General features: G+C 67.7%; 20 protein-coding genes. 6 read left to right on the top strand and 14 right to left on the bottom strand.

Features of this window, described 5'->3' with window-relative positions; all coding sequences use genetic code 11:
- Positions 1-166 precede the first annotated feature (166 nt).
- Both V5F74_RS17555 and V5F74_RS17560 read left to right on the top strand, forming a co-directional pair.
- Positions 167-544: a response regulator gene (locus V5F74_RS17555; RefSeq protein WP_029556908.1), complete on the top strand. Its 378-nt coding sequence runs from the start codon at positions 167-169 to the stop codon at positions 542-544.
- 24 nt (positions 545-568) lie between these two features.
- Positions 569-976 (top strand): response regulator, encoded by a 408-nt coding sequence (locus tag V5F74_RS17560; RefSeq protein ID WP_029556907.1) that lies wholly within the window; start codon positions 569-571, stop codon positions 974-976.
- Between the two features lie 69 nt (positions 977-1,045).
- On the opposite strand, the gene V5F74_RS17565 is transcribed toward V5F74_RS17560, so the two are convergent.
- The 6 genes from V5F74_RS17565 to ispH form a co-directional block, all read right to left on the bottom strand.
- Positions 1,046-4,225 carry an efflux RND transporter permease subunit gene (locus V5F74_RS17565; RefSeq protein ID WP_024277302.1) on the bottom strand — a complete coding sequence of 1,060 codons (3,180 nt, stop codon included), beginning with the start codon at positions 4,223-4,225 and terminating at the stop codon, positions 1,046-1,048.
- 12 nt (positions 4,226-4,237) lie between these two features.
- On the bottom strand, positions 4,238-5,464 hold the full coding sequence (locus V5F74_RS17570) for an efflux RND transporter periplasmic adaptor subunit (RefSeq protein ID WP_394009491.1): 1,227 nt from the start codon (positions 5,462-5,464) through the stop codon (positions 4,238-4,240).
- Positions 5,465-5,637: 173 nt separating this feature from the next.
- Positions 5,638-7,197, bottom strand: coding sequence for a murein biosynthesis integral membrane protein MurJ (gene murJ / locus V5F74_RS17575; RefSeq protein ID WP_394009493.1), 1,560 nt, complete (start codon positions 7,195-7,197; stop codon positions 5,638-5,640).
- Positions 7,198-7,329: 132 nt separating this feature from the next.
- Positions 7,330-7,785: a ribonuclease HI gene (gene rnhA / locus V5F74_RS17580; protein WP_029556903.1), complete on the bottom strand. Its 456-nt coding sequence runs from the start codon at positions 7,783-7,785 to the stop codon at positions 7,330-7,332.
- Positions 7,782-8,747, bottom strand: a complete 966-nt coding sequence (thrB, locus tag V5F74_RS17585; RefSeq protein WP_394009496.1) for a homoserine kinase — start codon at positions 8,745-8,747, stop codon at positions 7,782-7,784. The genes rnhA and thrB overlap by 4 nt, the downstream gene beginning before the upstream one ends.
- A 3-nt stretch (positions 8,748-8,750) precedes the next feature.
- Positions 8,751-9,752: a 4-hydroxy-3-methylbut-2-enyl diphosphate reductase gene (gene ispH / locus V5F74_RS17590; RefSeq protein ID WP_051678981.1), complete on the bottom strand. Its 1,002-nt coding sequence runs from the start codon at positions 9,750-9,752 to the stop codon at positions 8,751-8,753.
- A gap of 254 nt (positions 9,753-10,006) precedes the next feature.
- Between ispH and V5F74_RS17595 the strand changes: the two genes are divergently transcribed.
- Complete coding sequence (locus tag V5F74_RS17595; protein WP_029556901.1) at positions 10,007-10,711, top strand: DUF1013 domain-containing protein; 705 nt, start codon at positions 10,007-10,009, stop codon at positions 10,709-10,711.
- A gap of 90 nt (positions 10,712-10,801) precedes the next feature.
- Here the strand turns inward: V5F74_RS17595 and V5F74_RS17600 are convergent, their stop codons facing one another.
- On the bottom strand, positions 10,802-11,632 hold the full coding sequence (locus V5F74_RS17600; RefSeq protein ID WP_029556900.1) for a universal stress protein: 831 nt from the start codon (positions 11,630-11,632) through the stop codon (positions 10,802-10,804).
- Positions 11,633-11,975: 343 nt separating this feature from the next.
- Between V5F74_RS17600 and V5F74_RS17605 the strand changes: the two genes are divergently transcribed.
- Both V5F74_RS17605 and V5F74_RS17610 read left to right on the top strand, forming a co-directional pair.
- On the top strand, positions 11,976-13,022 hold the full coding sequence (locus V5F74_RS17605) for a glycosyltransferase family 2 protein (protein WP_394009499.1): 1,047 nt from the start codon (positions 11,976-11,978) through the stop codon (positions 13,020-13,022).
- Positions 13,019-13,864: a ChbG/HpnK family deacetylase gene (locus tag V5F74_RS17610; RefSeq protein ID WP_394009501.1), complete on the top strand. Its 846-nt coding sequence runs from the start codon at positions 13,019-13,021 to the stop codon at positions 13,862-13,864. Before V5F74_RS17605 ends, V5F74_RS17610 begins: the two co-directional genes overlap by 4 nt.
- Positions 13,865-13,919: 55 nt before the next feature.
- Here V5F74_RS17610 and V5F74_RS17615 read toward each other — a convergent pair whose 3' ends face one another.
- The 7 genes from V5F74_RS17615 to uvrC all read right to left on the bottom strand — a co-directional run bounded on the left by V5F74_RS17615 (position 13,920) and on the right by uvrC (position 20,071).
- Entirely contained in the window at positions 13,920-14,564 is a 645-nt protein-coding gene (locus V5F74_RS17615) for a CoA transferase subunit B (RefSeq protein WP_029556897.1), read from the bottom strand.
- Positions 14,564-15,277, bottom strand: a complete 714-nt coding sequence (locus V5F74_RS17620) for a CoA transferase subunit A (RefSeq protein WP_029556896.1) — start codon at positions 15,275-15,277, stop codon at positions 14,564-14,566. Before V5F74_RS17620 ends, V5F74_RS17615 begins: the two co-directional genes overlap by 1 nt.
- A gap of 106 nt (positions 15,278-15,383) precedes the next feature.
- Positions 15,384-16,151 carry a glucose 1-dehydrogenase gene (locus tag V5F74_RS17625; RefSeq protein ID WP_029556895.1) on the bottom strand — a complete coding sequence of 256 codons (768 nt, stop codon included), beginning with the start codon at positions 16,149-16,151 and terminating at the stop codon, positions 15,384-15,386.
- Positions 16,152-16,295: 144 nt separating this feature from the next.
- Positions 16,296-16,766, bottom strand: coding sequence for a molybdenum cofactor biosynthesis protein MoaE (locus V5F74_RS17630; protein WP_394009504.1), 471 nt, complete (start codon positions 16,764-16,766; stop codon positions 16,296-16,298).
- A gap of 5 nt (positions 16,767-16,771) precedes the next feature.
- Positions 16,772-17,023, bottom strand: a complete 252-nt coding sequence (moaD, locus tag V5F74_RS17635) for a molybdopterin converting factor subunit 1 (protein ID WP_394009506.1) — start codon at positions 17,021-17,023, stop codon at positions 16,772-16,774.
- The gene (pgsA, locus tag V5F74_RS17640) at positions 17,020-17,661 is read right to left on the bottom strand and encodes a CDP-diacylglycerol--glycerol-3-phosphate 3-phosphatidyltransferase (RefSeq protein ID WP_394009665.1); all 642 of its coding nucleotides are present in this window, start codon (positions 17,659-17,661) and stop codon (positions 17,020-17,022) included. Before pgsA ends, moaD begins: the two co-directional genes overlap by 4 nt.
- A gap of 100 nt (positions 17,662-17,761) precedes the next feature.
- Positions 17,762-20,071, bottom strand: a complete 2,310-nt coding sequence (uvrC, locus tag V5F74_RS17645) for an excinuclease ABC subunit UvrC (RefSeq protein WP_394009508.1) — start codon at positions 20,069-20,071, stop codon at positions 17,762-17,764.
- Positions 20,072-20,351: 280 nt separating this feature from the next.
- Here uvrC and V5F74_RS17650 point away from each other — a divergent pair, with 280 nt between their 5' ends.
- Positions 20,352-20,957: an outer membrane protein gene (locus V5F74_RS17650; protein ID WP_394009510.1), complete on the top strand. Its 606-nt coding sequence runs from the start codon at positions 20,352-20,354 to the stop codon at positions 20,955-20,957.
- Positions 20,958-21,055: the final 98 nt, after the last annotated feature.

Genomic DNA, 21,055 nt, shown 5'->3' on the forward strand with positions numbered 1-21,055 from the left:
AGGCCGCAACCGTCGCGCCGGAGGGGGCATCCTGCCAATCGGAAGATGAAATGAGCGGGATCGGCTTTTTTGATGGACCGTATTCGGGAACCGAAGCGCGGCTACGGCGTTTTCAGGCTGCACCTTGGAATGGGCAACAAAAATGACATTTGGGGAAGCCCAGCCGATGGCGGAGCCGGTTCCTCTCACCGTGCTGCTGGTCGAGGACGACGCGCTCGTGCGCATGGTGACGGCCTCGGAGTTGCGTTCCGCCGGATTGCTGGTGATCGAGGCCGTCTCGGCCGAGGAGGCGCATGAGGCCATCATCGCCGGCCTGCATGTGGATGTCGTGTTCTCCGACGTGCACACCGAGGGCGCGCTGGACGGCTACCAATTCGCCCTGCTGCTCAAGACCGAGCGTCCGCATCTGCCGGTGATCCTCACCTCGGGCCAGTTCGACCGTTCCGTTGCCGCGGTGGTCGCGCCCTTCCTCGCCAAGCCCTACCGGGTCGAGAGCGTGCTGCAGATCATCCAGGCCCAGCTTCAGGGGAAAGCAGGTTCGTAAAACACGATCGAGGAAAGGCGACCGATGAACGACAACCGTCCGAGCGAACTCCCGCCCGTCGTGCTCGTGGTCGAGTCCGACATTCTCGTGCGCCACGTGATCGCGGAGTATCTGCGCACCTGCGGCTACGAGGTGCTGGAAGCCGCGACGGGTGCCGAGGCCGAGATCATCCTGGAAGTCGAGGCCGAGCGGGTCGAAGTGGTGCTGGCCGATGCGTCCGCCACCGGTGATCGCGAGGGCTTCGGCCTGTCCCAGTGGCTGCGCGAGGCGCACCCGAAGATCGACGTGATCCTCGCCGGCTCCACCGCCATGGCGGCCGCCCACGCCACCAATCTCTGCGAAGACGGGCCGGGGGTCGACAAGCCCTACCAGCCCCAGCAGATCGTCAACCGCATCAAGTGGCTGAAGTCACGCCGCGACAAGGCGCGCTGATCCAGCCGGCCACAGTGGTGAAACGAAAACGGGCGGCCCAGGGCCGCCCGTTTTCTTTTGTGTCCTGCCTCACTCCGCCGGAGCGGGATGGGACGGCGGCGGCGCTTCCGCCTCGCGGCGGCGGCCGAGGGACGCGATCCACTGAGCGAAGACGTAGAACACCGGGGTGAAGACGAGGCCGAACAGCGTCACGCCGATCATGCCCGAGAACACCGCCGTGCCCAGCGCCTGGCGCAGCTCCGCGCCGGCGCCGGTGGCCCACACCAGCGGCACGACGCCGAGGATGAAGGCGAGCGAGGTCATGATGATGGGGCGCAGACGCAGCCGTGCCGCCTCCACCGCCGCCTCGCGCCGGCCGTGCCCCTGATCCTGCAACTGCTTGGCGAATTCCACGATGAGGATCGCGTTCTTCGCCGCAAGGCCGATGAGCACGATGAAACCCACCTGGGTCAGGATGTTGTTGTCCTGCCCCCTCAGGATCACGCCGATCAGCGCCGCGACAAGGCACATGGGCACGATGAGGATGACCGCCAGAGGCAGTGTCAGGCTCTCATACTGCGCCGCCAGCACCAGGAACACGAACACCACGCCCAGAGCAAAGGCGAAGATGGCCGTGTTTCCGGCCCGCTGCTGCTGGTACGCAAGCGCCGTCCACTCATAGGAGAAGCCCTGCGGCAGCACCTTGGCGGCCAGCTCCTGCATGATCTGGATGGCCTGGCCCTGCGAGTAGCCGGGGGCCGGAGAGCCGTCGAGCTCGGCGGTGGGGTAGAGATTGTAGCGCGGCACGCGGTAGGGGCCGGAAATGTCGCGCACGGTGGTGAAGGAGCCGAGCGGCACGGTCTCCCCGTTGGCGGCGCGCACCCGGATGGAGAGCACGTCCTTGGGATCGAGCCGGAACGGCGCATCGGCTTGCACCTGCACCCGGAAGGTGCGGCCGAACAGGTTGAAGTCGTTGACGTAAGACGAGCCGATATAGGTCTGCAGCGCCGAGAACACGTCGGCGATGTTGATCTTCAGCAGCTGGGCCTTCTGCCGGTCGATGTCGAGGAAGAGCTGGGGCGTCGAGGTCTCGAACAAAGAGTAGACCTGCATCAGCCCCGGCGTCTGCGCCGCCGCGCCCATCATGGCATAGGTGGCATTGCGCAAGGCGAGGAGGCCGGCGCCGGAGCGGTCCTCCAGCATCATGCGGAAGCCGCCGGCATTGCCGATGCCCTGGACGGGCGGCGGCTGCACCACGATCATCTGCGCTTCCTGGATGGACGCCACCTTGCCGAACAGCACCTTCTGGATGGCTGCCGCTGTCTGCTCGGGGTGCCCCGCGCGCGAGGTGAACGGATCGAGGATCACGAACATGGCGCCGGCGTTGGGCGCGTTGGTGAAGGTGGCGCCGGAGAAGCCGGCGATGTTTACGATGTGGCCGACGCCGGGCGTGCCCAGCACGAGGTTGCCGGCGCGCTTCATCACATCTTCCGTGCGCTGCATGGACGCGCCGGGCGGCAACTGGGCGACGACGATGAGATATCCGCGGTCCTGCTGCGGGATGAAGCCCTGCGGCGTGGTCGCGAACAGCCAGCCGCCGAAACCGACGATGCCGGCATAAACGATGAGCACCAGCGCGACGAACCGCACGAGGCGGGCCGTCATCCAGGCATAGCCGTTGCCGACCTTCTCGAAGCCCCGATTGAACAGGCCGAAGAAGCCGACGATGGGCCGGGCATACCAGGCCGGCTTCTCGTGCTTGGAGCGGTGCGGCTTCAGCAGCAGCGCGCACATGGCCGGCGAGAGCGTCAGCGACACGAGCAGCGAGATCAGCGTCGAGCCGGCGATGGTCAGCGCGAACTGCCGGTAGAACTCGCCCGAGATGCCGGTGATGAAGGCGGTCGGCACGAACACCGACGACAGCACGAGGGAGATGGCGACCAGCGCCCCGCCCACCTCGTCCATGGTCTTGTAGGCGGCATCGCGCGGGGAGAGCCCCGCCTCGATGTTGCGCTCCACGTTCTCCACCACGACGATGGCGTCATCCACCACGATGCCGATGGCCAGCACCAGTCCGAACAGCGACAGGTTGTTCAGCGAGAAGCCGAACAGGGCCATGACGAAGAAGGTGCCGATGAGCGAGATCGGGATAGCGAGGATGGGGATGATCGCCGCCCGCCACGTCTGCAGGAACAGGATCACCACCAGCACCACCAGCACGATGGCCTCGCCGATGGTGTGCACCACGGCATCCACCGACTGCTGGATGAACTCGGTGGGGTTGTAATAGATCGCGTACTTCAGGCCGGCCGGGAAGCTCTTGCCGATGCGGGCCATCTCCGCCACCACCGCATTGCCGGTGGCGAGCGCGTTCGAGCCCGGCCGCTGGAAGATGCCGAGGTTGATGGAGATGTCCTTGTCGAGGAACGACGTGGACGCATAGTCCTGCGCCGCGATCTCGACCCGGCCCACATCCTTCAGCCGCACCAGCGCCTGATCGGTCTGCTTGATGACGATGTCGGCGAACGCCTGCGGATCGGTCAGTCGGCCGAGGGTCCGCACGGCGATCTGGAACGCCCGCTGGTTCGGCACCGGCGGCTGGTTCAGGATGCCCGAAGCCACCTGGACGTTCTGCGCCTTCAGCGCCTGTACCACGTCGGTGGTGGTGAGGTTCAGCGCGGACAGGCGATCCGGATCGAGCCAGATCTGCATCGCATATTCGCGCGAGCCGAACACGGTGATGGAGCCGACGCCGTCGATGCGCGACAGCACGTCCTTCACCTCGATATTGGCGAAGTTCGAGATGAACAGCGGATCGCGCGAGCCATCCGGCGAATAGAGGCTGACCACCAGAAGGAGGTCGGGCGAGGCCTTCGCCGTCACCACGCCCACCTGCTGCACCTCGGCCGGCAGGCGCGGGGCGGCGATGGCGACGCGGTTCTGCACCTGCACCTGGGCGATGTCCAAGTTGGTGCCAATGTCGAAGGTGACGGAGATGGAGAAGCGACCGTCCGCCGTCGAGTTCGACGACAGGTAGATCATCTTCTCCACGCCGTTGATCTGCTGCTCGATGGGCGCGACCACGGTCTCGGCGACGATCTCGGCCGAGGCGCCGGGATACTGGCCCGTCACCGTGATGACCGGCGGGGCGATGTCCGGATACTGGGCCACCGGCAGGCGCAGGTAGGAGACCGCGCCGAGGATGATGACCACCACCGACACCACCGAGGCGAAGATGGGCCGGTCAATGAAGAAGTGGGAAAAGCGCATGGTTCCGCCTCCTCACTTGGAGGCGGCGGAGGAGGAAGCGGCAGGCGCGCCCGGGGCCCCGGCGGCCGGCGCGGCACCGGCAACCTGCGGCGTCACCGTCACGCCGGGCCGCACGCGCATCAGGCCGTTCACCACCACCTTGTCGTCGGGGGAAAGGCCCTCGCGGATCACCCGCATGTCGCCCTGGAGCGGACCGAGGGTGACGAATTTCTGGCTGACCTTGTTCTCCGGCCCGACCACGTAGACGAACTTCTTCACCTGCTCGGTGCCGATGGCCACATCCGGCACCACCAGCGCCTGATAAGGGTCCGAGGACTGGAGCCTGAGGCGCGCGAACATGCCGGGGCGGAACAGGCCATCCTTGTTGTCGAACACGGCGCGGCCCCGGATGGTGCCGGTCTCGCGGTCGACGACATTGTTGAGGAAGTCGAGCTTGCCCTTGTGGACGAAGTCCTTGTCGTCGATCAGCTTGAGGAAGACCGGCTCGCCCTTGAAGTCGGTACCGCCCTTGCGGCGCGTCAGGCGCAGCAGCGAGGCCTCGTCGATGGTGAACTCGAAGCGGATCGGATCGGTGGAGACGATCACGGCCAGCAGCGTGGGCGTGGCGCCCGTGCCGCCGGTGACATAGTTGCCGACCGACACCCGGCGGTCGCCGATCTGGCCCGACACCGGCGCCTTCACCTCGGTGAAGCCGAGATCGAGCTGGGCGGAGCGCACCTGCGCCTCCTGCGACTGCACGATGGCGGCGGCGGTGCGCTCGGCCTGGGTGCGCTGGTCGAAGGCCTGCTTGGAGATGGCGTTGGAGGTCTTGTCCTCCAGCAGCGTGCGGGCGCGCTCGAGGTCGGCCTTGGTAAAGTCGAGATTGGCCTTTGCCTGGGCGAGATTGGCCTGGGCCTGATCCACCGCGATCTTGAACGGGCGCTGGTCGATGGTGAAGAGCACGTCGCCCTCCTTCACCATCTGGCCGTCGGTGAAGCCGATCTTGTCCAGATAGCCGGAGACGCGGGCGCGCACATTCACTTCATCGATGGCGACGAAGCGGCCGACATATTCATCGGTGTCGGTGACGTTCGCGGACGTCGGGGAAGCCACGGTCACCTGGGGCGGCGGGGGCGCACCCTGCTGCTGCGCGGTAGGCTGGCCGCAGCCGGCGAGCGCCAGCGCAAGTGCGAGCACCGGAACGGCCGCAGCGGCCGAAACGAGATGGCTGGGGAGGGCAAGACGCGGGGCAGGCGACATGGGCATCCGGCTCCTGGACGGACGGGTGTCCGCACTTGTTCTTTTCGGAGAAGGTTCGGCACCTCCCGCAACCGATGAGCCGAGACCGGAAAATCGGCGGATCGATAGCACAGCGCGGGTGCGATGCAAAAGGGCAGATTTCCCGAACGTCGATTTTGGAGCGCTTCCGGGCTTCAGACCACGGGCGGCAGGGGCGGAGGTGCCCGCCGTCCGATCACGCCAGCGATGAAGCCACGGCCCAGCAGCAGCCACAGCCCGGCGAGGTAGGCGGCGCCGCCCCCCAGCACCACCAGCGCCAGCATCAGCTCGTCGCGCGCGCCCATGCCGACGGGAAGGATCGCCGATGCCGCGGCCTGCGCCCCGACGAGCGCGGCGCCCACCACCACGAGCAGGCCCACGAGCCGAACCAGATGCCCGCCGAGGGCCGCATCGCCCACCGGATAGCCCCGCCGCACGGCGAACAGCACGAGCAGGCCTACATTGATCCAGCCGCCCACCGCCGTGGCGAAGGCGAGGCCCACCTGGGCGAAGCTGCCCATGAGCGCGAACTTGAGCGCCACATTGAGCGTCACCGCGCTGAGGGAGGCGATCATCGGCGTCTTGGTGTCGCCGCGGGCATTGAACGGGGCGATGAAGGCGCGCACCACCACGAAGGCGAGAAGGCCGACGCCATAGGCCCGCAAGGTTGCCGCGGCATCCGCCGCATCCGCCGCCGTGAAGGCGCCGCGGGCGAACAGCGCCCGCATGGTCAGGTCCGGCACGAGAAGCGCGGCGGCGACGAAGGGGATGGCCAAAAGCGCCGCCAGCTCGATGGAGCGCGCCTGGGCATGGGCCGCCCCGGCATCGTCCTTCGCCGCGAGGCGCCGGGACATCTCCGGCAACAGCACAGTGCCGACGGCAATGCCGACCACGCCGATGGGCAGCTGGTTGATCCGGTCCGCATAATAGAGCGCCGAGAGCGCGCCCACCGGCAGGAAGGTGGCGATGATGGTGTCGGCGAAGAGGGCGATCTGCACCCCGGCCGAGCCGATGATGGCCGGCCCCAGCGCCTTGAGGAACTGCCGCGTGCCCGGATCGAGCTTCGGCTTGGCGAAGCGCAGCCCGATGCCGTGCCGCTCCGCGTCCACCCCGACGACGAACAGCTGCGCCACACCCGAAATCAGCACGCCCCACGCCGCCGCATGGCCGGCCGTGGGGAACAGGGCGGCGCAGAGCAGGGTGCTCACCATGCACACATTGAGCAGGATGGGAGCGGCGGCCGCCACGGCGAAGCGGTCGGAGGCATTGAGCGCGCCCGTCACCAGCGTCGCGATGGAGATGAGCGCCAGATAGGGAAAGGTGATGCGGGTGAGCGTGACCGCGAGGTCGAAACGTTGGCCGTCCTCCGCGAGGCCCGGTGCCAGCAGCGAGACGAATTGCGGCGTGAAGCCCAGCGCCAGCGCCAGCAGCACGATGTGCACCAGCGTCATGGCGGTGAGGATTTCATCGGCGAACCCGCGCGCCACCGGCACCCCGTCCTGCTCCCGGAGCCGGGCATAGGTGGGCACGAAGGCGGCGTTGAAGGCCCCCTCGGCGAAGATCGCGCGGAAATGGTTCGGCAGGCGGAAGGCGATGAGAAAGGCGTCGGCCACCGGCCCGGCGCCGAGCACCGCCGCCATCACCACGTCACGGATGAAGCCGGCGAGGCGGGAGAGCAGCGTCAGGCCGCCGACGGAGAGGATGTTGCGGAACATGGGGTGCGGGCGGCCGGCGGTCTGGCGAAAGGGTGGCCGGACCCTAATGGCCCGCGCGCGGCAAGGAAAGCCTCAGGCCGAAATCGCCGGTGAGAGGCGCTGACGGCCGGAGCCGGGCAACCATCGAGCCCCTCACCCGCCGAGGCGGGCCTTCAGCTTGAACGGGGCCATGCCCTCGCGGGCGAGTTCATCGGCGCGCTCGTTCTCGGCGTGGCCGGCGTGGCCCTTCACCCAGTGCCAGCGGATCTCGTGGCGCTTGAGCGCCTCGTCGAGGCGCTCCCACAGGTCCTGGTTTTTCACCGGCTTCTTGTCGGCGGTGCGCCAGCCGTTGCGCTTCCAGCCGTGCATCCACTTGGTGACGCCGTTCTTCAGATATTCGCTGTCCGTGTGCAGATCGACGGTGCACGGCTCCTTCAGCGCCTCAAGGGCGGAAATGGCGCCCATCAGCTCCATGCGGTTGTTGGTGGTCAGCCCCTCGCCGCCGCAGAGCGGCTTCTCGTGGGCGCCGAAGCGCAAAAGCGCGCCCCAGCCGCCGGGGCCGGGATTGCCGGAGCAGGCCCCGTCAGTGAAGATCTCCACGGACTTCATGCGGCGAGACCATAATCCTGCGCCCGCTCCACCGCCTGGTGGAAGCGCAGCTTCTTCAGATATTCCAGCGGGTCCTTGGGCCGCACCAGCGCCCCCTCCGGCACGTTCAGCCAATCCACGAGGCGCGTCAGCAGGAACCGCAGCGCCGCACCGCGCGCAAGGCGCGGCAGAGCCGCCTTTTCCGCCTCGGAGAGGGGCCGCACGGCCTCATAGCCGGCGAGCAGCGCCCGCCCCTTCGTGACGTTGTAGGCCCCGTCCGCCTCGAAGCACCAGGCATTCAGGCAGATGGCCACGTCGTAGGCGAGGAAGTCCGTGCAGGCGAAATAGAAGTCGATGATCCCCGAGAGCTGGTCGTCGAGGAAGAAGGCATTGTCGGGGAAGAGATCGGCATGGATCACGCCCGAGGGCAGGTCCTGCGGCCAGTTCGCCTCCAGCACGGCAAGCTCGGCCGCGACCGCCTCGGACAGACCCGGAGCCACCGTGTCGGCCGCGGCGCCGGCCGCCTCGAACAGCGGCCGCCAGCCGGTGACGGAGAGCGCATTGGTCCGCTTCAGCGCAAAATCCGCTCCGGCGAGATGCAGCTGGGCAAGGCCCCGCCCAAGCTCGGCGCAATGGTGGGCCGTGGGCCTGCGCACCGAAACGCCCGGCAGGAACGTCACCATTGCCGCTGGCCGCCCCGCCACTTCCGCGAGGATGGCGCCGGAGCGCGCCGCCACCGGCTCGGGGCAGGAGAGCCCCCGCGCGGCGAGGTGCTGCATGAGGCCGACGAAGAAGGGCAGGTCTTCCCGCTTCACCCGCTTCTCGTAGAGGGTGAGGATGAAGCTGCCGGTCGTGGTCTGGACCAGGAAGTTGGAGTTTTCCACCCCTTCGGCGATGCCGTGGAAGGAAGTGAGGGAGCCGATGTCGTAGCCCGAGAGGAAAGCCTCGAGCTCGGCCGGCGCCACATCCGTATAGACCGCCACGCTCTACTCCGCCGCCGCATCCGGCCGCAGCACGCGCGGCAAGGGGAAAAACACGTCCTCTTCGGTGGAGGTCACGGTCTCCACGCGCACGTCGTAGCGCGCGGCGAAGGCGTCGATGATCTCCTCCACCAGCACTTCCGGGGCCGAGGCCCCTGCGGTGACGCCGAGGCTGGACAGCCCTGAGAATACCGACCAGTCGATGTCGGCCGCCCGCTGCACCAGAGCGGCACGCGGGCAGCCCGCCCGCTCCGCCGCCTCGCGCAGGCGCTGGGAATTGGAGGAATTGGGTGCACCCACCACGATCAGCGCGTCCACCTTCGGCGCGATGGCCTTCACGGCCTCCTGCCGGTTGGTGGTGGCGTAGCAGATGTCTTCCTTGTGCGGCTCGGAGAGCTTGGGGAAGCGCCGGCGCAGGATGGCCACCATCTCCGCCGTGTCGTCCAGCGACAGGGTGGTCTGCGTCACATAGGCGAGATTTTCCGCATCCGGCGGCGATACCCGCTCGGCCTCCTCGGCCGTCTCGATCAGGGTGAAGGCGCCGTCCGGCAGCTGGCCGATGGTTCCGACCACCTCGGGATGGCCCTTGTGGCCAATGAGGAGGATGTGCCGGCCACGCTTGAAATGGACCTGCGCCTCGCGATGCACCTTGGTGACGAGCGGACAGGTGGCGTCGATGGCGAAGAGGTTGCGGCCGGCGGCCGCCTCGGGGACCGACTTCGGCACGCCATGGGCGGAGAAGATGACCGGCGCGGTGGTATCCGGCACCTCGTCCAGCTCCTCGACGAAGATGGCGCCCTTCCGCTTCAGGTCTTCCACCACATACTTGTTGTGCACGATCTCGTGCCGCACATAGACCGGCGCACCGTAAAGCTTGAGCGCCTGCTCCACGGCATCGATGGCGCGCACGACGCCGGCGCAGAAGCCGCGCGGCGCCGCGAGCAGGATTTTCAGCGCGGGCCTTTCGGCGGGCGCGGCACGGTCGGGCACGATCGGAGTGTCGGACATGGCGCGAATTGGCGACCTCCTTGGGCCGGTGTCAAGCTTCGGCGGCGATTTCGGGGCCGACGGCGCTGCGGGAATTGCAACTTGTGCCCGGCCCGCTTATGTTGGTGCCATCCCGGACATATGCGATGCATTCCGCGGTCCGCCCCGAAAGGTGGGGTGGCCAGGCGAAGACGCATATGCCCGACCCATTCTTTTCATGACCGGCGCGTCTCACCCCGACGGGCCCGATAGACCAACAAGCCGAAGAGGCCGTCATGTCGAACGTACCTTTGATGCCCAAGGCCACAGCCGTCTGGCTCGTGGACAATACGGCGCTCTCCTTCGAGCAGATCGGCGACTTCTGCAAGCTGCACCCGCTTGAGGTGAAGGGCATCGCCGACGGCGAGGTGGCGCAGGGAATCAAGGGGCTCGACCCCATCTCCACCGGCCAGCTCTCCCGCGACGAGATCACCCTCGCTGAGAAGGACGCCAACCGCCGCCTGCGCCTGCTGGACCCCAAGGTGCGCCTGCCCGAGCAGAAGAAGCGCCGCGGTCCGCGCTACACCCCGGTGTCGCGCCGCCACGACCGGCCCAACGCCATCCTCTGGCTGCTGCGCAACCATGCCGAGCTGAAGGACGCGCAGATCATCCGCCTCGTCGGCACCACCAAGTCGACGATCCAGTCCATCCGCGACCGCACGCACTGGAACTCGCCCCAGCTTTCCCCCATGGACCCGGTGACGCTCGGCCTGTGCAGCCAGATCGATCTCGACCTGGAAGTGCAGCGCGCCGCCAAGGACCGTCCGGCCACCGCCGGCCATGAGGACCGCGGCGCCACCCTGCTGCCGGCGGACGTCACCACCGGTCACGACGAGCATGAGGACGAGCCGCCGAAGGGCCGCACGAGCCTCGACCTCGAGACCGTGTTCGCCAAGCTCGGCGGCTCGAAGAAGAACGAGGCCGAGGACGACGAGGACTGACCTCCGGTCGCCGGCCCATTGCTGCAAATGAAAATGCCCCGGCTATGGCCGGGGCATTTTTGTTTCAGGACCGTCCGGGCTTAAGCGCCCTCAGTGGGCCATCAGCACCGGCACGGTCATGGTGTTGAGGATTTCCCGGGTGACGCCGCCGACGATCATCTCGCGCAGGCGGGAATGATTGTAGCCGCCCATCACCACGAGGTCGGCGCCCTGGTCGGAAACCTCGTTGAGGATGGCCGAGGCCACGGACTCGCCCGAGCCCACCGGCAGCTTGCGCACGGTGGCGGAAAGGCCATGGCGCGACAGATGGCGCGCCACCTCGACGCCGGCGGTGTCATCGTCGTCCGCATGGGTGACGACCCGGAAGATCTCCACCACCTTGGTCCGGTGCAGCAGAGGCAGCGCCTCGGCGAGCGCACGCGCGGCCGGCCGGCTGCCGTCCCAGGCCACCACGGCCCGCTCGGCGGTGAAGGGCTTGGTCTGCACGTAGGGCACGATGAGAACGGCGCGGCCGGACTCCATCAGCACCGTCTCTGAGATCACCTCCTCTGGTCCGGGCCGGTCCGGATCGGGCTGGGCGACGACCGTGAGGTCATACAGCCGCGCCAGCTCGGCGAAGCTGTTGGCCGCGACGCCGAGCGAGGCAGAGAGGCTGCGCACCTCGTGCGACAGCCCCGCGGCCGCGGCAGAGGCGGAGAAGCGGGCGGCGGCCTTTTCGGCAGCGGCCTGATTCTCCAGCACCTGGGCATCGATGAAGTCGGTCGGCAGGGCGCCCATGTAGAAGGGCGGAACGTCGATCTCATACGCCACCGACAGCCCCGTAAGATGGGCACCGAAGCTGGCGGCAAGGCTCGCCGCGTAGTCGCAGGCGACGTCCGTCTCGACCCCTTGGGCGAGATTGACCAGAATGTCGCGAATCATATGGGAAGGCCCCCGTTCGGCCGTTTGAACGACGCGACCTTACCCTAAACTCGCCCAAAGTCTCGGGTCTTGATGTGGAGCAATCGGCTCCGGTCTTCGGGGTCGCACGCATGCGGCGGAAAATGACCGGAACAGCCGAACCCCCCCCTGAAATGACGACGCGGCCGCCCTGGGGGAAGGCGGCCGCGCCAATGGCACGATCAATTGGGGGGGATGATCGCGCTGACTTGAAAACGCCGGTTCCACCGCTGGGTTCCATGCATTCCAAAAAAATTATGCGCAATTGTCCGCAGCCCCGGCTAGATGCGGTCTCCATCCCCGGCGCGGGATCGACGGTAGTATCATGACACCAGACTTAAGCATCGTCATACCGCTATACAACGAGGCCGCCGGCCTTCCCGGTTTCCACGATCGCGTGACGGCCATCGCCTCGGCTGAGGCAGCGCGGCGCGGCATGCGGGTGGAGATCGTCTATGTGGACGACGGCAGCCGCGACGGCTCCGCGGCCGTGGCGGCCTCCCTCCCGGCGGATCGGGCGGACGTGCAGGTGGTGGCGCTGAGCCGCAACTACGGCAAGGAAGCCGCCCTCATGGCGGGCCACGACCACGCTCGCGGCGATGCGGTGATGTTCATGGACGGCGACGGCCAGCACCCGCCCGAGATGATCCCGACCTTCATCGGCCTGTGGAAGGACGAGGGCTGGGACGTGGCCTATGCGGTGAAGGCCGATCGGTCCGACGAGGCGGCGAGCCGGCGCATCTTCGTGCGCACCTTCTACAAGCTGCTGAATTTCGGGGCCACCGCCCGCATTCCCGAGGACGCGGCCGATTTCCGCATCCTCTCGCCGCGCGCCGCGGCGGCCCTGCGGCGGATGCCCGAGCGCAACCGCTTCTTCAAGGGTCTGACGAGCTGGATCGGCTTCCGGCAGGTGGCCGTGCCCTATCGCCCGGCGGCCCGGGCCCACGGCTCCACCTCGTTCAACTTCCTGCGGCTGCTCGGCCTGTCCATGGAGGCGCTGACCTCCTTTTCGCCGGCCCCGCTCCGGCTGGCCGCCTTGTTCGGCGCCTCGCTCGCGGGCCTCGCCTTGCTCTATGGCAGCTGGATCGTGGTGGAGCGCCTCGTCTGGGGCATCCCCCTGCCCGGCTATCCCTCCATCGTCGTGGGCCTGATGGTGATCGGCGGCACACAATTGCTGGTGATGGGGCTGATGGGCGAGTACATCGCCCGCATCCTGTCGGAGATCAAGGCGCGGCCGGTCTATTACGTGGCCGACCACGTCTTCAACCGGGCGCCTGAGGCGGAATTGAACGTGTCGGCGCACGGACAGGCGCACGGACACGCCCAGGTAATCTCCCATCCGGCGGTGCTCGCCTCGCGGGGCGACCAGTGAAACGCGTCATCCTCTGCGCCGACGACTACGCCATCTCTCCCGGCGTATCCGAGGCCATCGCTGCGCTGATCGCCGACCGGCGCATCAACGCCACCTCGGTGATGACCGTGTTCGACGGTCTCGGTCCCGCCGCGCGGGCGCTGGACGATGCGGCGGCCGACACCGGCGCCAGCATCGGCCTGCATGTCACCCTCACCGGAGCCTTCGCGCCGCTGACGCCCGGCATGGCCGAGCCGACGGGCACCCTCCCCGCCTTGCCCCGCCTGCTGCTCTCGGCCCTGTCGCGCCGGCTCGACGCGAAGGCCGTCGCGGCGGAGGTGGAGGCGCAGTTTGCCGCCTTCCACGACGCTTTCGGCCGGCCGCCCGACCATGTGGACGGCCACCAGCACGTCCATGTGCTGCCGGTGATCCGCACGGCGGTAATCGCCGCCACCGCCCGCCATGCCCCCCGCGCCTTCCTGCGGGATGTGACCCCGGCGCGCGGCGCCCTCAACGGCCTCGACCTCAAGGGCCGGCTGATCGGCGCCTTCTCCACCGGCTTCGCCCGGGACGCGGCGCGGGCGGGCCTTGCCACCAACCGGGGCTTCGGCGGCGCCTACGACTTTTCCGGCGACCACGATTTCGCGACGCTGCTCGGCCATTTCCTCGCCGGTGTGCCGGATGGTGGACTGGTGATGGTGCATCCCGGCCGGGTGGATGACCCGCTCGTCGCCCGCGATCCCCTCACCCATCAGCGGGAAGTGGAATACGGCGTGCTGCGCGGGCCGCAATGGCGCGACATCCTTGACGGTGCCGACGTGAGCCTCGCCTTGCCGGACCTTGCCACTCGAAAAGCCGCCTGAACGAAAAAGGCGCCCGCGAGGGGCGCCTTTCCGAACCGGCTTTTGCGCACAGCGATCAGGCGAGGCCGACCTCGAACTTCGCCTCGGTCTTGGCCTTCACCTCGTCGAGAGTCACGCCCGGCGCCAGTTCCTTCAGCACCAGCGTGCCGCCGCGCTTGGTGAACTCGAACACCGCGAGGTCGGTGATCACGAAGTCGGTCACGTGGGTGCCCGTGAGGGGCAGCGTGCAGCGCGTCACCAGCTTGGGCGCGCCGGACTTCTCCACGTGCTCCATGAGCACGATGACTTCCTTGGCGCCGGCCACGAGGTCCATGGCGCCGCCCATGCCCTTCACCATCTTGCCGGGCACCATCCAGTTGGCGATGTCGCCTTCCTCGGACACCTGCATGGAACCGAGGATGGAGAGGTCCATGTGCCCGCCGCGGATCATGGCGAACGAATCGGCGCTGGAGAAATAGGAGGTGTCGGGCACCTCGGTCACGGTCTGCTTGCCGGCGTTGATGAGGTCCGGGTCTTCCTCGCCCTCATAGGGGAAGGGGCCGATGCCGAGCATGCCGTTCTCGCTCTGGAAGCTCACGGTCATGCCGGGCGGCAGGGCGTTGGCGACCAGGGTGGGGATGCCGATGCCCAGGTTCACGTAGAAGCCGTCGCGGATCTGCTGGGCGGCGCGGGCCGCCATCTGCTCACGGGTCCAGGCCATCACTTCACCTCTTCGCGCTTGCGGGTGGTCACCTTCTCGATGCGCTTCTCGGCGCCGACCTCGACCACGATGCGGTCCACATAGATGCCGGGGGTGTGGATGTTCTCGGGATCGAGCTCGCCGACCTCCACCAGTTCCTCCACCTCGACCACGGTGATCTTGCCGGCGGTGGCCATCATCGGATTGAAGTTCCGCGCGGTCTTCCGGTAGATCAGGTTGCCTTCCTTGTCGGCCTTCCACGCCTTGATGATGGAGAGGTCTGCGACGAGGCCGGTCTCGAGCACGTAATGCTGGCCGTTGAACTCGCGGGTCGGCTTGCCCTCGGCGATGATCGTGCCGTAGCCGGTCTTGGTGTAGAAGCCGGCGATGCCGGCGCCGCCGGCGCGGATGCGCTCGGCCAGCGTGCCCTGCGGGTTGAATTCCAGCTCGAGGTCGCCAGCGAGATAGAGCTGCTCGAACAGCTTGTTCTCACCCACGTAGGACGAGATCATCTTCTTGATCTGGCCGTTGGCGAGCAGGATGCCGAGGCCGAAATCGTCCACGCCGCAATTGTTGGACACCACGGTCAGGTGCTTCGGGCCGAGGTCGCGGATGGCCGCGATCAGGTTTTCGGCGATGCCGCACAGGCCGAAGCCGCCCGCCATGATCGTCATGCCGTCGGAAACGATGCCCTCAAGGGCACTCTTCGCGTCCGGATACACCTTGTGTCGCATCACTTCCTCCTGGGCGCTCCCTGGGGCGCTGGCACCGAGATGAACTTATTGGGACATGGGGCGAAGCGGAAGCGGGTCCGCTGCGCAATCATGAGCACCTGCGGAATCAGAGCGAAGACACCAGGTGGCCGCCATCGACCGCCAGCGTCGTGCCCGTCACGTAGGCGGAGGCATCGGAACTCAGGAACAGGAGCGGGCCCTCCAGATCGGCGAGGGCGCCGAGCCGCCGGGTGGGAATGCGCCGCACCAGCGCCTGCCCCGCCTCGGTGGCGAAGAAGTCGCGGTTGAGGTCGGTCTCCACATAGCCCGGACACAGGGCGTTGGCGCGGATGGAGTGGCGCGCCCACTCCAGCGCCATGGACTTCGTGAGCTGCACCAGCGCCGCCTTGGACGCCGCATAGGCCGCCACCTGCCCGGCGACGCGCAGCCCGAGAATGGAGGCGACATTGATGATGGAGCCGCCGGTCTTCGCCTTGGCCATGGCCCGTGCCGCCGCCTGGGCGACGAGGAAGGAGCCCTTGAGGTTGGTGTCGATGATGCGGCCGAAATCCTCGGCCGTCTCATCCATCAGCGGCGTGGTGCCGGTGACGCCGGCGTTGTTCACGAGGATGTCGAGCCCGCCGAAAGCCTCGACGGTTGCAGCAACCGCCGCGGCGGCGGACGCCGGATCGGTCACGTCCAGGGCGACGGCGATGGCCGTGCCGCCGGCAGCCTTGATCTCATCGGCGAGGGCGGCACAGGCCTCGGCCCGGCGCGCCGCGAGCGCGACCTTGGCGCCAGAGGCCGCCAGCCGGCCGGCAAAATACGCTCCAAGACCACCGGACGCCCCCGTCACCAACGCGGAGCGCCCGTCCAGCGAGACGCGGAAATCCATGAAATTCTTCCCGGTAGCGTTTCTCTCACCTGCGCAGGGACCGTTTGCCGGTTCTTGAAAAGCGAGCGTCCGTTTTCATAGACGCGGCCCGTGCTGCGGCGCAAGTGTCGCAGTGCAGAACGTGCGCAGGGAGGGCTGCGGGACCTACTCCCGCCAGCGGTCCGCGGCCGCGTCATCGCTGGCCTTGGCCTCGACCCACCCCCCGGGATGGGCGGCACCGATCGGCTCCTCCTTCTTCCAGAAGGGGGCGCTGGTCTTCAGCCAGTCCATCAGGAATTCGGCGGCGGCGAAGGCGGCGGCGCGGTGGGAGGAGGCGGTGGCGACGAACACGATGGGGTCGCCCGGCTCCAGACGCCCGTGCCGATGGACCACGATGGCGCCGGTGAGCGGCCAGCGGCGGCGGGCTTCCTCCACGTGGCGCTCGATCTCCTCTTCCGCCATGCCGGGATAATGCTCGAGCGTCAGCGCGGCGAGACCTGCGCCGTCCGGGCCGGCATCGGCGCGGCAGAGGCCGGTGAAGGTCACGATGGCGCCCACATCCGTGCGTCCGGCGGCGAGCGCGGCGCTTTCCGCCACGGCGTCGAACGGCTCGCGCTGGATGCGGACGGCGAACATGAGCTTCAGCCCCCGGTCATGGGCGGAAAGAACGCCACTTCCCGTGCGCCGGAGATGGCGGAATCCGGCTTCACATGGCGGCGGTCGATGGCGGCGCGCACCACGGCGGGGTTGTCGAAGGCGTGCGCGTGGGCCTCGTCCTGCGATGCCAGCCAGAGGGCGAGGTCGGCGACGGTCACAACCTCGGCAGGAGGGGCAACCTCCTCCTCCGCGAGGCCCACGCGCTCGCGCAGCCAGGCGAAATAGAGCACCTTCACCGCTCGTCCTCCACCAGATGGCGGGCGCCGGCGCGGAAATAATCATAGCCGGTGTAGAGCGTGAGCACGGCCGAAATCCACAGCAGCGTCAGGCCGACGAGCATCACCCCCGGCAGAACAGCCTCGCCGGCCGTGCCGGTGATGAGCACGCCCACGGCGACGAGTTGCAGGGTCGTCTTCCACTTGGCGAGGCGGGAGACCGGGACCGACACCCGAAGCTCGGCCAGGAATTCGCGCAGGCCGGAGACGAGGATCTCCCGGCACAGGATGACAATGGCCGCCCAGAGCGACCAGCCGCGGATGGTGCCGTCCGACGCCAGCATCAGGAGGCAGGTGGAAACGAGCAGCTTGTCGGCGATGGGATCGAGCATCCGCCCGATGGCCGATTGCTGGGACCAGGCGCGGGCGAGGTAGCCATCGAAGAAGTCGGTGATCGCCGCCGCCACGTAGAGGAACAGCGCCACCCACCGGAGCCATACTCCGCCGGCCAGGATGTCCGACCAGAACAGGCTCGCGGCCACCAGCGGCACGGCCACGCAGCGCGAATAGGTGAGGATGTTCGGCAGCGACAGGGCATGCCCGCGGGAAGGCCGCTCGGTCGCGGGCGGGGCATCGGATCGTGTCGCTGCGTCGGACATGGGCACCACTTCAGAAAGCACGGCCGCGATGGTGGCCATCGCGCCGGCCGTCGTTCCTATTTAGGCCGGGCGGGCGGCCGGCGAAAGCCTTGAGGGCTTTTCATGATGAAGGCCGCTCGTGGAAATAGTCGTACACCGCCTTGGCCGTACCGGCATTGATGCCCGCCACCTGCTCCAGATCGGCCAGCGAGGCGCGCTCGATGGCCTTCAGCGTGCCGAAGTGGCGCAGCAGGGCGCGCTTGCGTGTCGGCCCCACCCCCGGAATGGCCTGAAGCCCGGCTTCCGTGATGTCCTTCTTGCGCCGCGCCCGGTGCGAGCCGATGGCGAAGCGATGCGCCTCGTCGCGCAGCCGCTGGATATAATAGAGCACCGGATCGCGCGGCTCCATGCGGAACGGCGTGCGACCGGGCAGGAAGAACTGCTCGCGCCCCGCCTCACGGTCGAGGCCCTTGGCGATGCCCACCAATGGCACGTCGGTGATGCCCAGTTCCTCCAGAACCTTCCGCGCCGCATTGAGCTGGCCGAGGCCACCGTCGATCAGCACGAGGTCGGGCCACGGCGAGGCGCCGGTGGCATCGGGCAGGGCGTCGGGCTCGTCTTCGAGCTCGGCCTCAACCGGTGGGGCTGTGGATGGAGTGTCACCCCTCACCCCATCCCTCTCCCGCCCGAACTCGGCTCTTTCCGAGTTCGGTTCGTGAAAGCTGAAGTCGGCAACAGCCGACTTCAGGGGGAGAGGGGGCACAGGCTGCTCGGCTTCAGAGACAGTCGCATCAACCGACACCCCCGGAACGCCCTCTCCCCTTGCGGGAGAATGCGGGGGTGAAGGGGGCGCGGCCTCGGGAACCGGCGCCACCTCCCGCGGCGCCTCCTTCAGCAGGCGCGCGAAACGGCGCGTCAGCACCTCGCGCATCATGCCGAAGTCGTCGCCGGGCACGAGGTCGGCCGACTTGATGTTGAACTTGCGGTATTGCGACTTCCGGAACCCCTCCGGCCCGGCCACGATCATGCCGCCCACCGCGTTGGTGCCCATGATGTGGGAATTGTCGTAGACCTCGATGCGCTGGGGCGGCGCCTTGAGACCGAAGGTGGTGGCGACGCCCTCCAGCAGCTTCGCCTGCGTCGCGCTTTCGGCGAGCGTGCGGGCCAGCGCCTCGCGGGCGTTCTGCAAGGCGTGGTCCACGAGGTCGCGCTTCTCCCCGCGCTGGGGCACGGCGATCTCGACCTTGTAGCCGGCCTTCTCGGACAAGGCCTCGGCCAGAAGCTCCTGCTCCTCCACCTTGTGCGAGAGCAGGAGAAGGCGCGGACAGGGCTTGTCCTCGTAGAACTGGGCGAGGAAGGCGCCGAGCACCTCGGCTTCGGTGAGCGAGCGGTCGGCGCGGGGATAATAGGCGCGGTTGCCCCAGTTCTGGCCGGTGCGGAAGAAGAACACCTCCACGCAGGTGGCCCCGCCCTGCTGGTGGCAGGCGAACACGTCCGCCTCCTCCACCCCGCGCGGATTGATGCCCTGCGACCCCTGCACGGCGGAGAGCGCGGCAAGACGATCCCTCAGGCGCGCGGCGCGCTCGAATTCCAGTTCCTCGGCGGCCTGCTCCATCTCCTTCGCCAGTTCCTCCTTAATGGCGCGCGAGCGGCCGGAGAGGAAGGCGCGGGCCTCGCGCACCAGCTCGGCATAATCCTGATGGCTCACCTCGCCGGTGCAGGGGCCGGCGCAGCGCTTGATCTGGAAGAGAAGGCAGGGCCGCGTGCGATTCTCGTAATAGCTGTCGGAGCACGAGCGCAGCAGGAAGGCCCGCTCCAGCGCGTTGATGGTGCGGTCCACGGCCCAGACGCTGGCGAAGGGGCCGTAATAGTCGCCCGGCCGGTTGCGTGCGCCGCGGTGCTTGGCGATCTGCGGCGAGACGTGATCGGCGGTGATGAGGATGTAGGGGAAGGACTTGTCGTCCCTCAGCAGCACGTTGAAGCGGGGCTTCAGCTGCTTGATGAGGTTGGCTTCCAGCAGCAGCGCCTCGGGCTCGGTGCGGGTGGAGACGAACTCCATCTGCGCCGTCCCGGCGATCATGCGGGCGATGCGGTTGGTGTGACCCACGGGGCGCGTATAGCTGAGCACGCGCTTCTTGATGCTCTTGGCCTTGCCCACATAGAGCACGGTGCCGTCCGCCGCGATCATGCGGTAGACGCCCGGCCCGTTGGGCGCGTGCTTCACCGCGCGGATGATGGCGGCGCGGCCGGTGGCCAGGCTTTCCTCGCCCGGCAGGGTCTCGTCCGCGGGCTCAAGCTCGAGAAGGACGGCCTCTTCCGTCTCTTCCGCCGTCCCCTCACCCGCTCCCGGCGGCAAGGCTTCGCCCGGCGCGTCGCCATCGGCGCGGGCAAGGGCAATCTCGGGTGGGTCGGCGGGGCGGCGGCGGGTCATGGATGCGTATGTAATGCGCCCGACGCCCGGAGGGAACGGCGCACCCGGCGGCTCGTTTTCACCGGGCGTCAACCATAGCGGCATTCGCTTCTTTTGCCGGGCCGCGCGCCAGCTCCGCACAAGGCCAAAAATCCACATTCAACGCAAAGTCATAGATAGTTACTACGTCATCAACCATGTGCGCGAACGACAGCAACCGCAGAGAAATAGGCAAGTTTCACCTGCGAGGGTGCGCGGAAGGCCGGATGCCAACCGGCCGCCCCCTCTCGGAGGATGATCCATGCGTATCCGTCTGCTTGCTTCCGCCGCTGCGCTGGCGGGCTTCGCTCTCGCCGCGCCGGTCGAAGCGGCCGACCTCGGCTATCCCGCGCCCTACGTGCAGCCGGTGGCAGCCTTCACATGGACCGGCTTCTATCTGGGCGCCAACGCCGGCTACGGCTGGGGCTCCTCGTCGTTCAGCAGCCCCAGCGGCTTCCTCGGCGGCTTCCAGGCCGGCTACAATTTCCAGTTCGGCAGCCCCTTCGTGCTCGGCATCGAGACGGATTTCGACTTCGCGGGCATGTCGGCCGGCGCCTACAGCCTCAACAATCTCGGCACCGTGCGCGCCCGCCTCGGCTATTCGTTCGACCGCGTGCTCATCTATGGCACCGGCGGCTTCGCTTATGGGCAGGGCAGCGCGAATTTCTTCAGCCTTACCTCCTCCTCGACCCAGACCGGCTGGACGTTGGGTCTTGGCGCGGAGGTAGGATTTGACCGAAACTGGTCCGCGAAGCTTGAATACCTTTATGTAGACTTGGGGGGCGCCACGTTCCCCACTGCAGTCGGTCCGGTCACTACTGGCTTCGACGCAAATATTCTTAGAGCCGGTGTGAATTATCGATTCTAAGGAGAGACGTAACGCAACGAAAAGAAATGCGGCAAAACATGGGAACAATCCCAAATCTGCCGCGTTTACGCGCCAATGTGTCGCGGAGATTAAAGAAA

Origin of the sequence: Xanthobacter aminoxidans (assembly GCF_043193615.1) — a bacterium.
Lineage (GTDB): Bacteria > Pseudomonadota > Alphaproteobacteria > Rhizobiales > Xanthobacteraceae > Xanthobacter > Xanthobacter aminoxidans.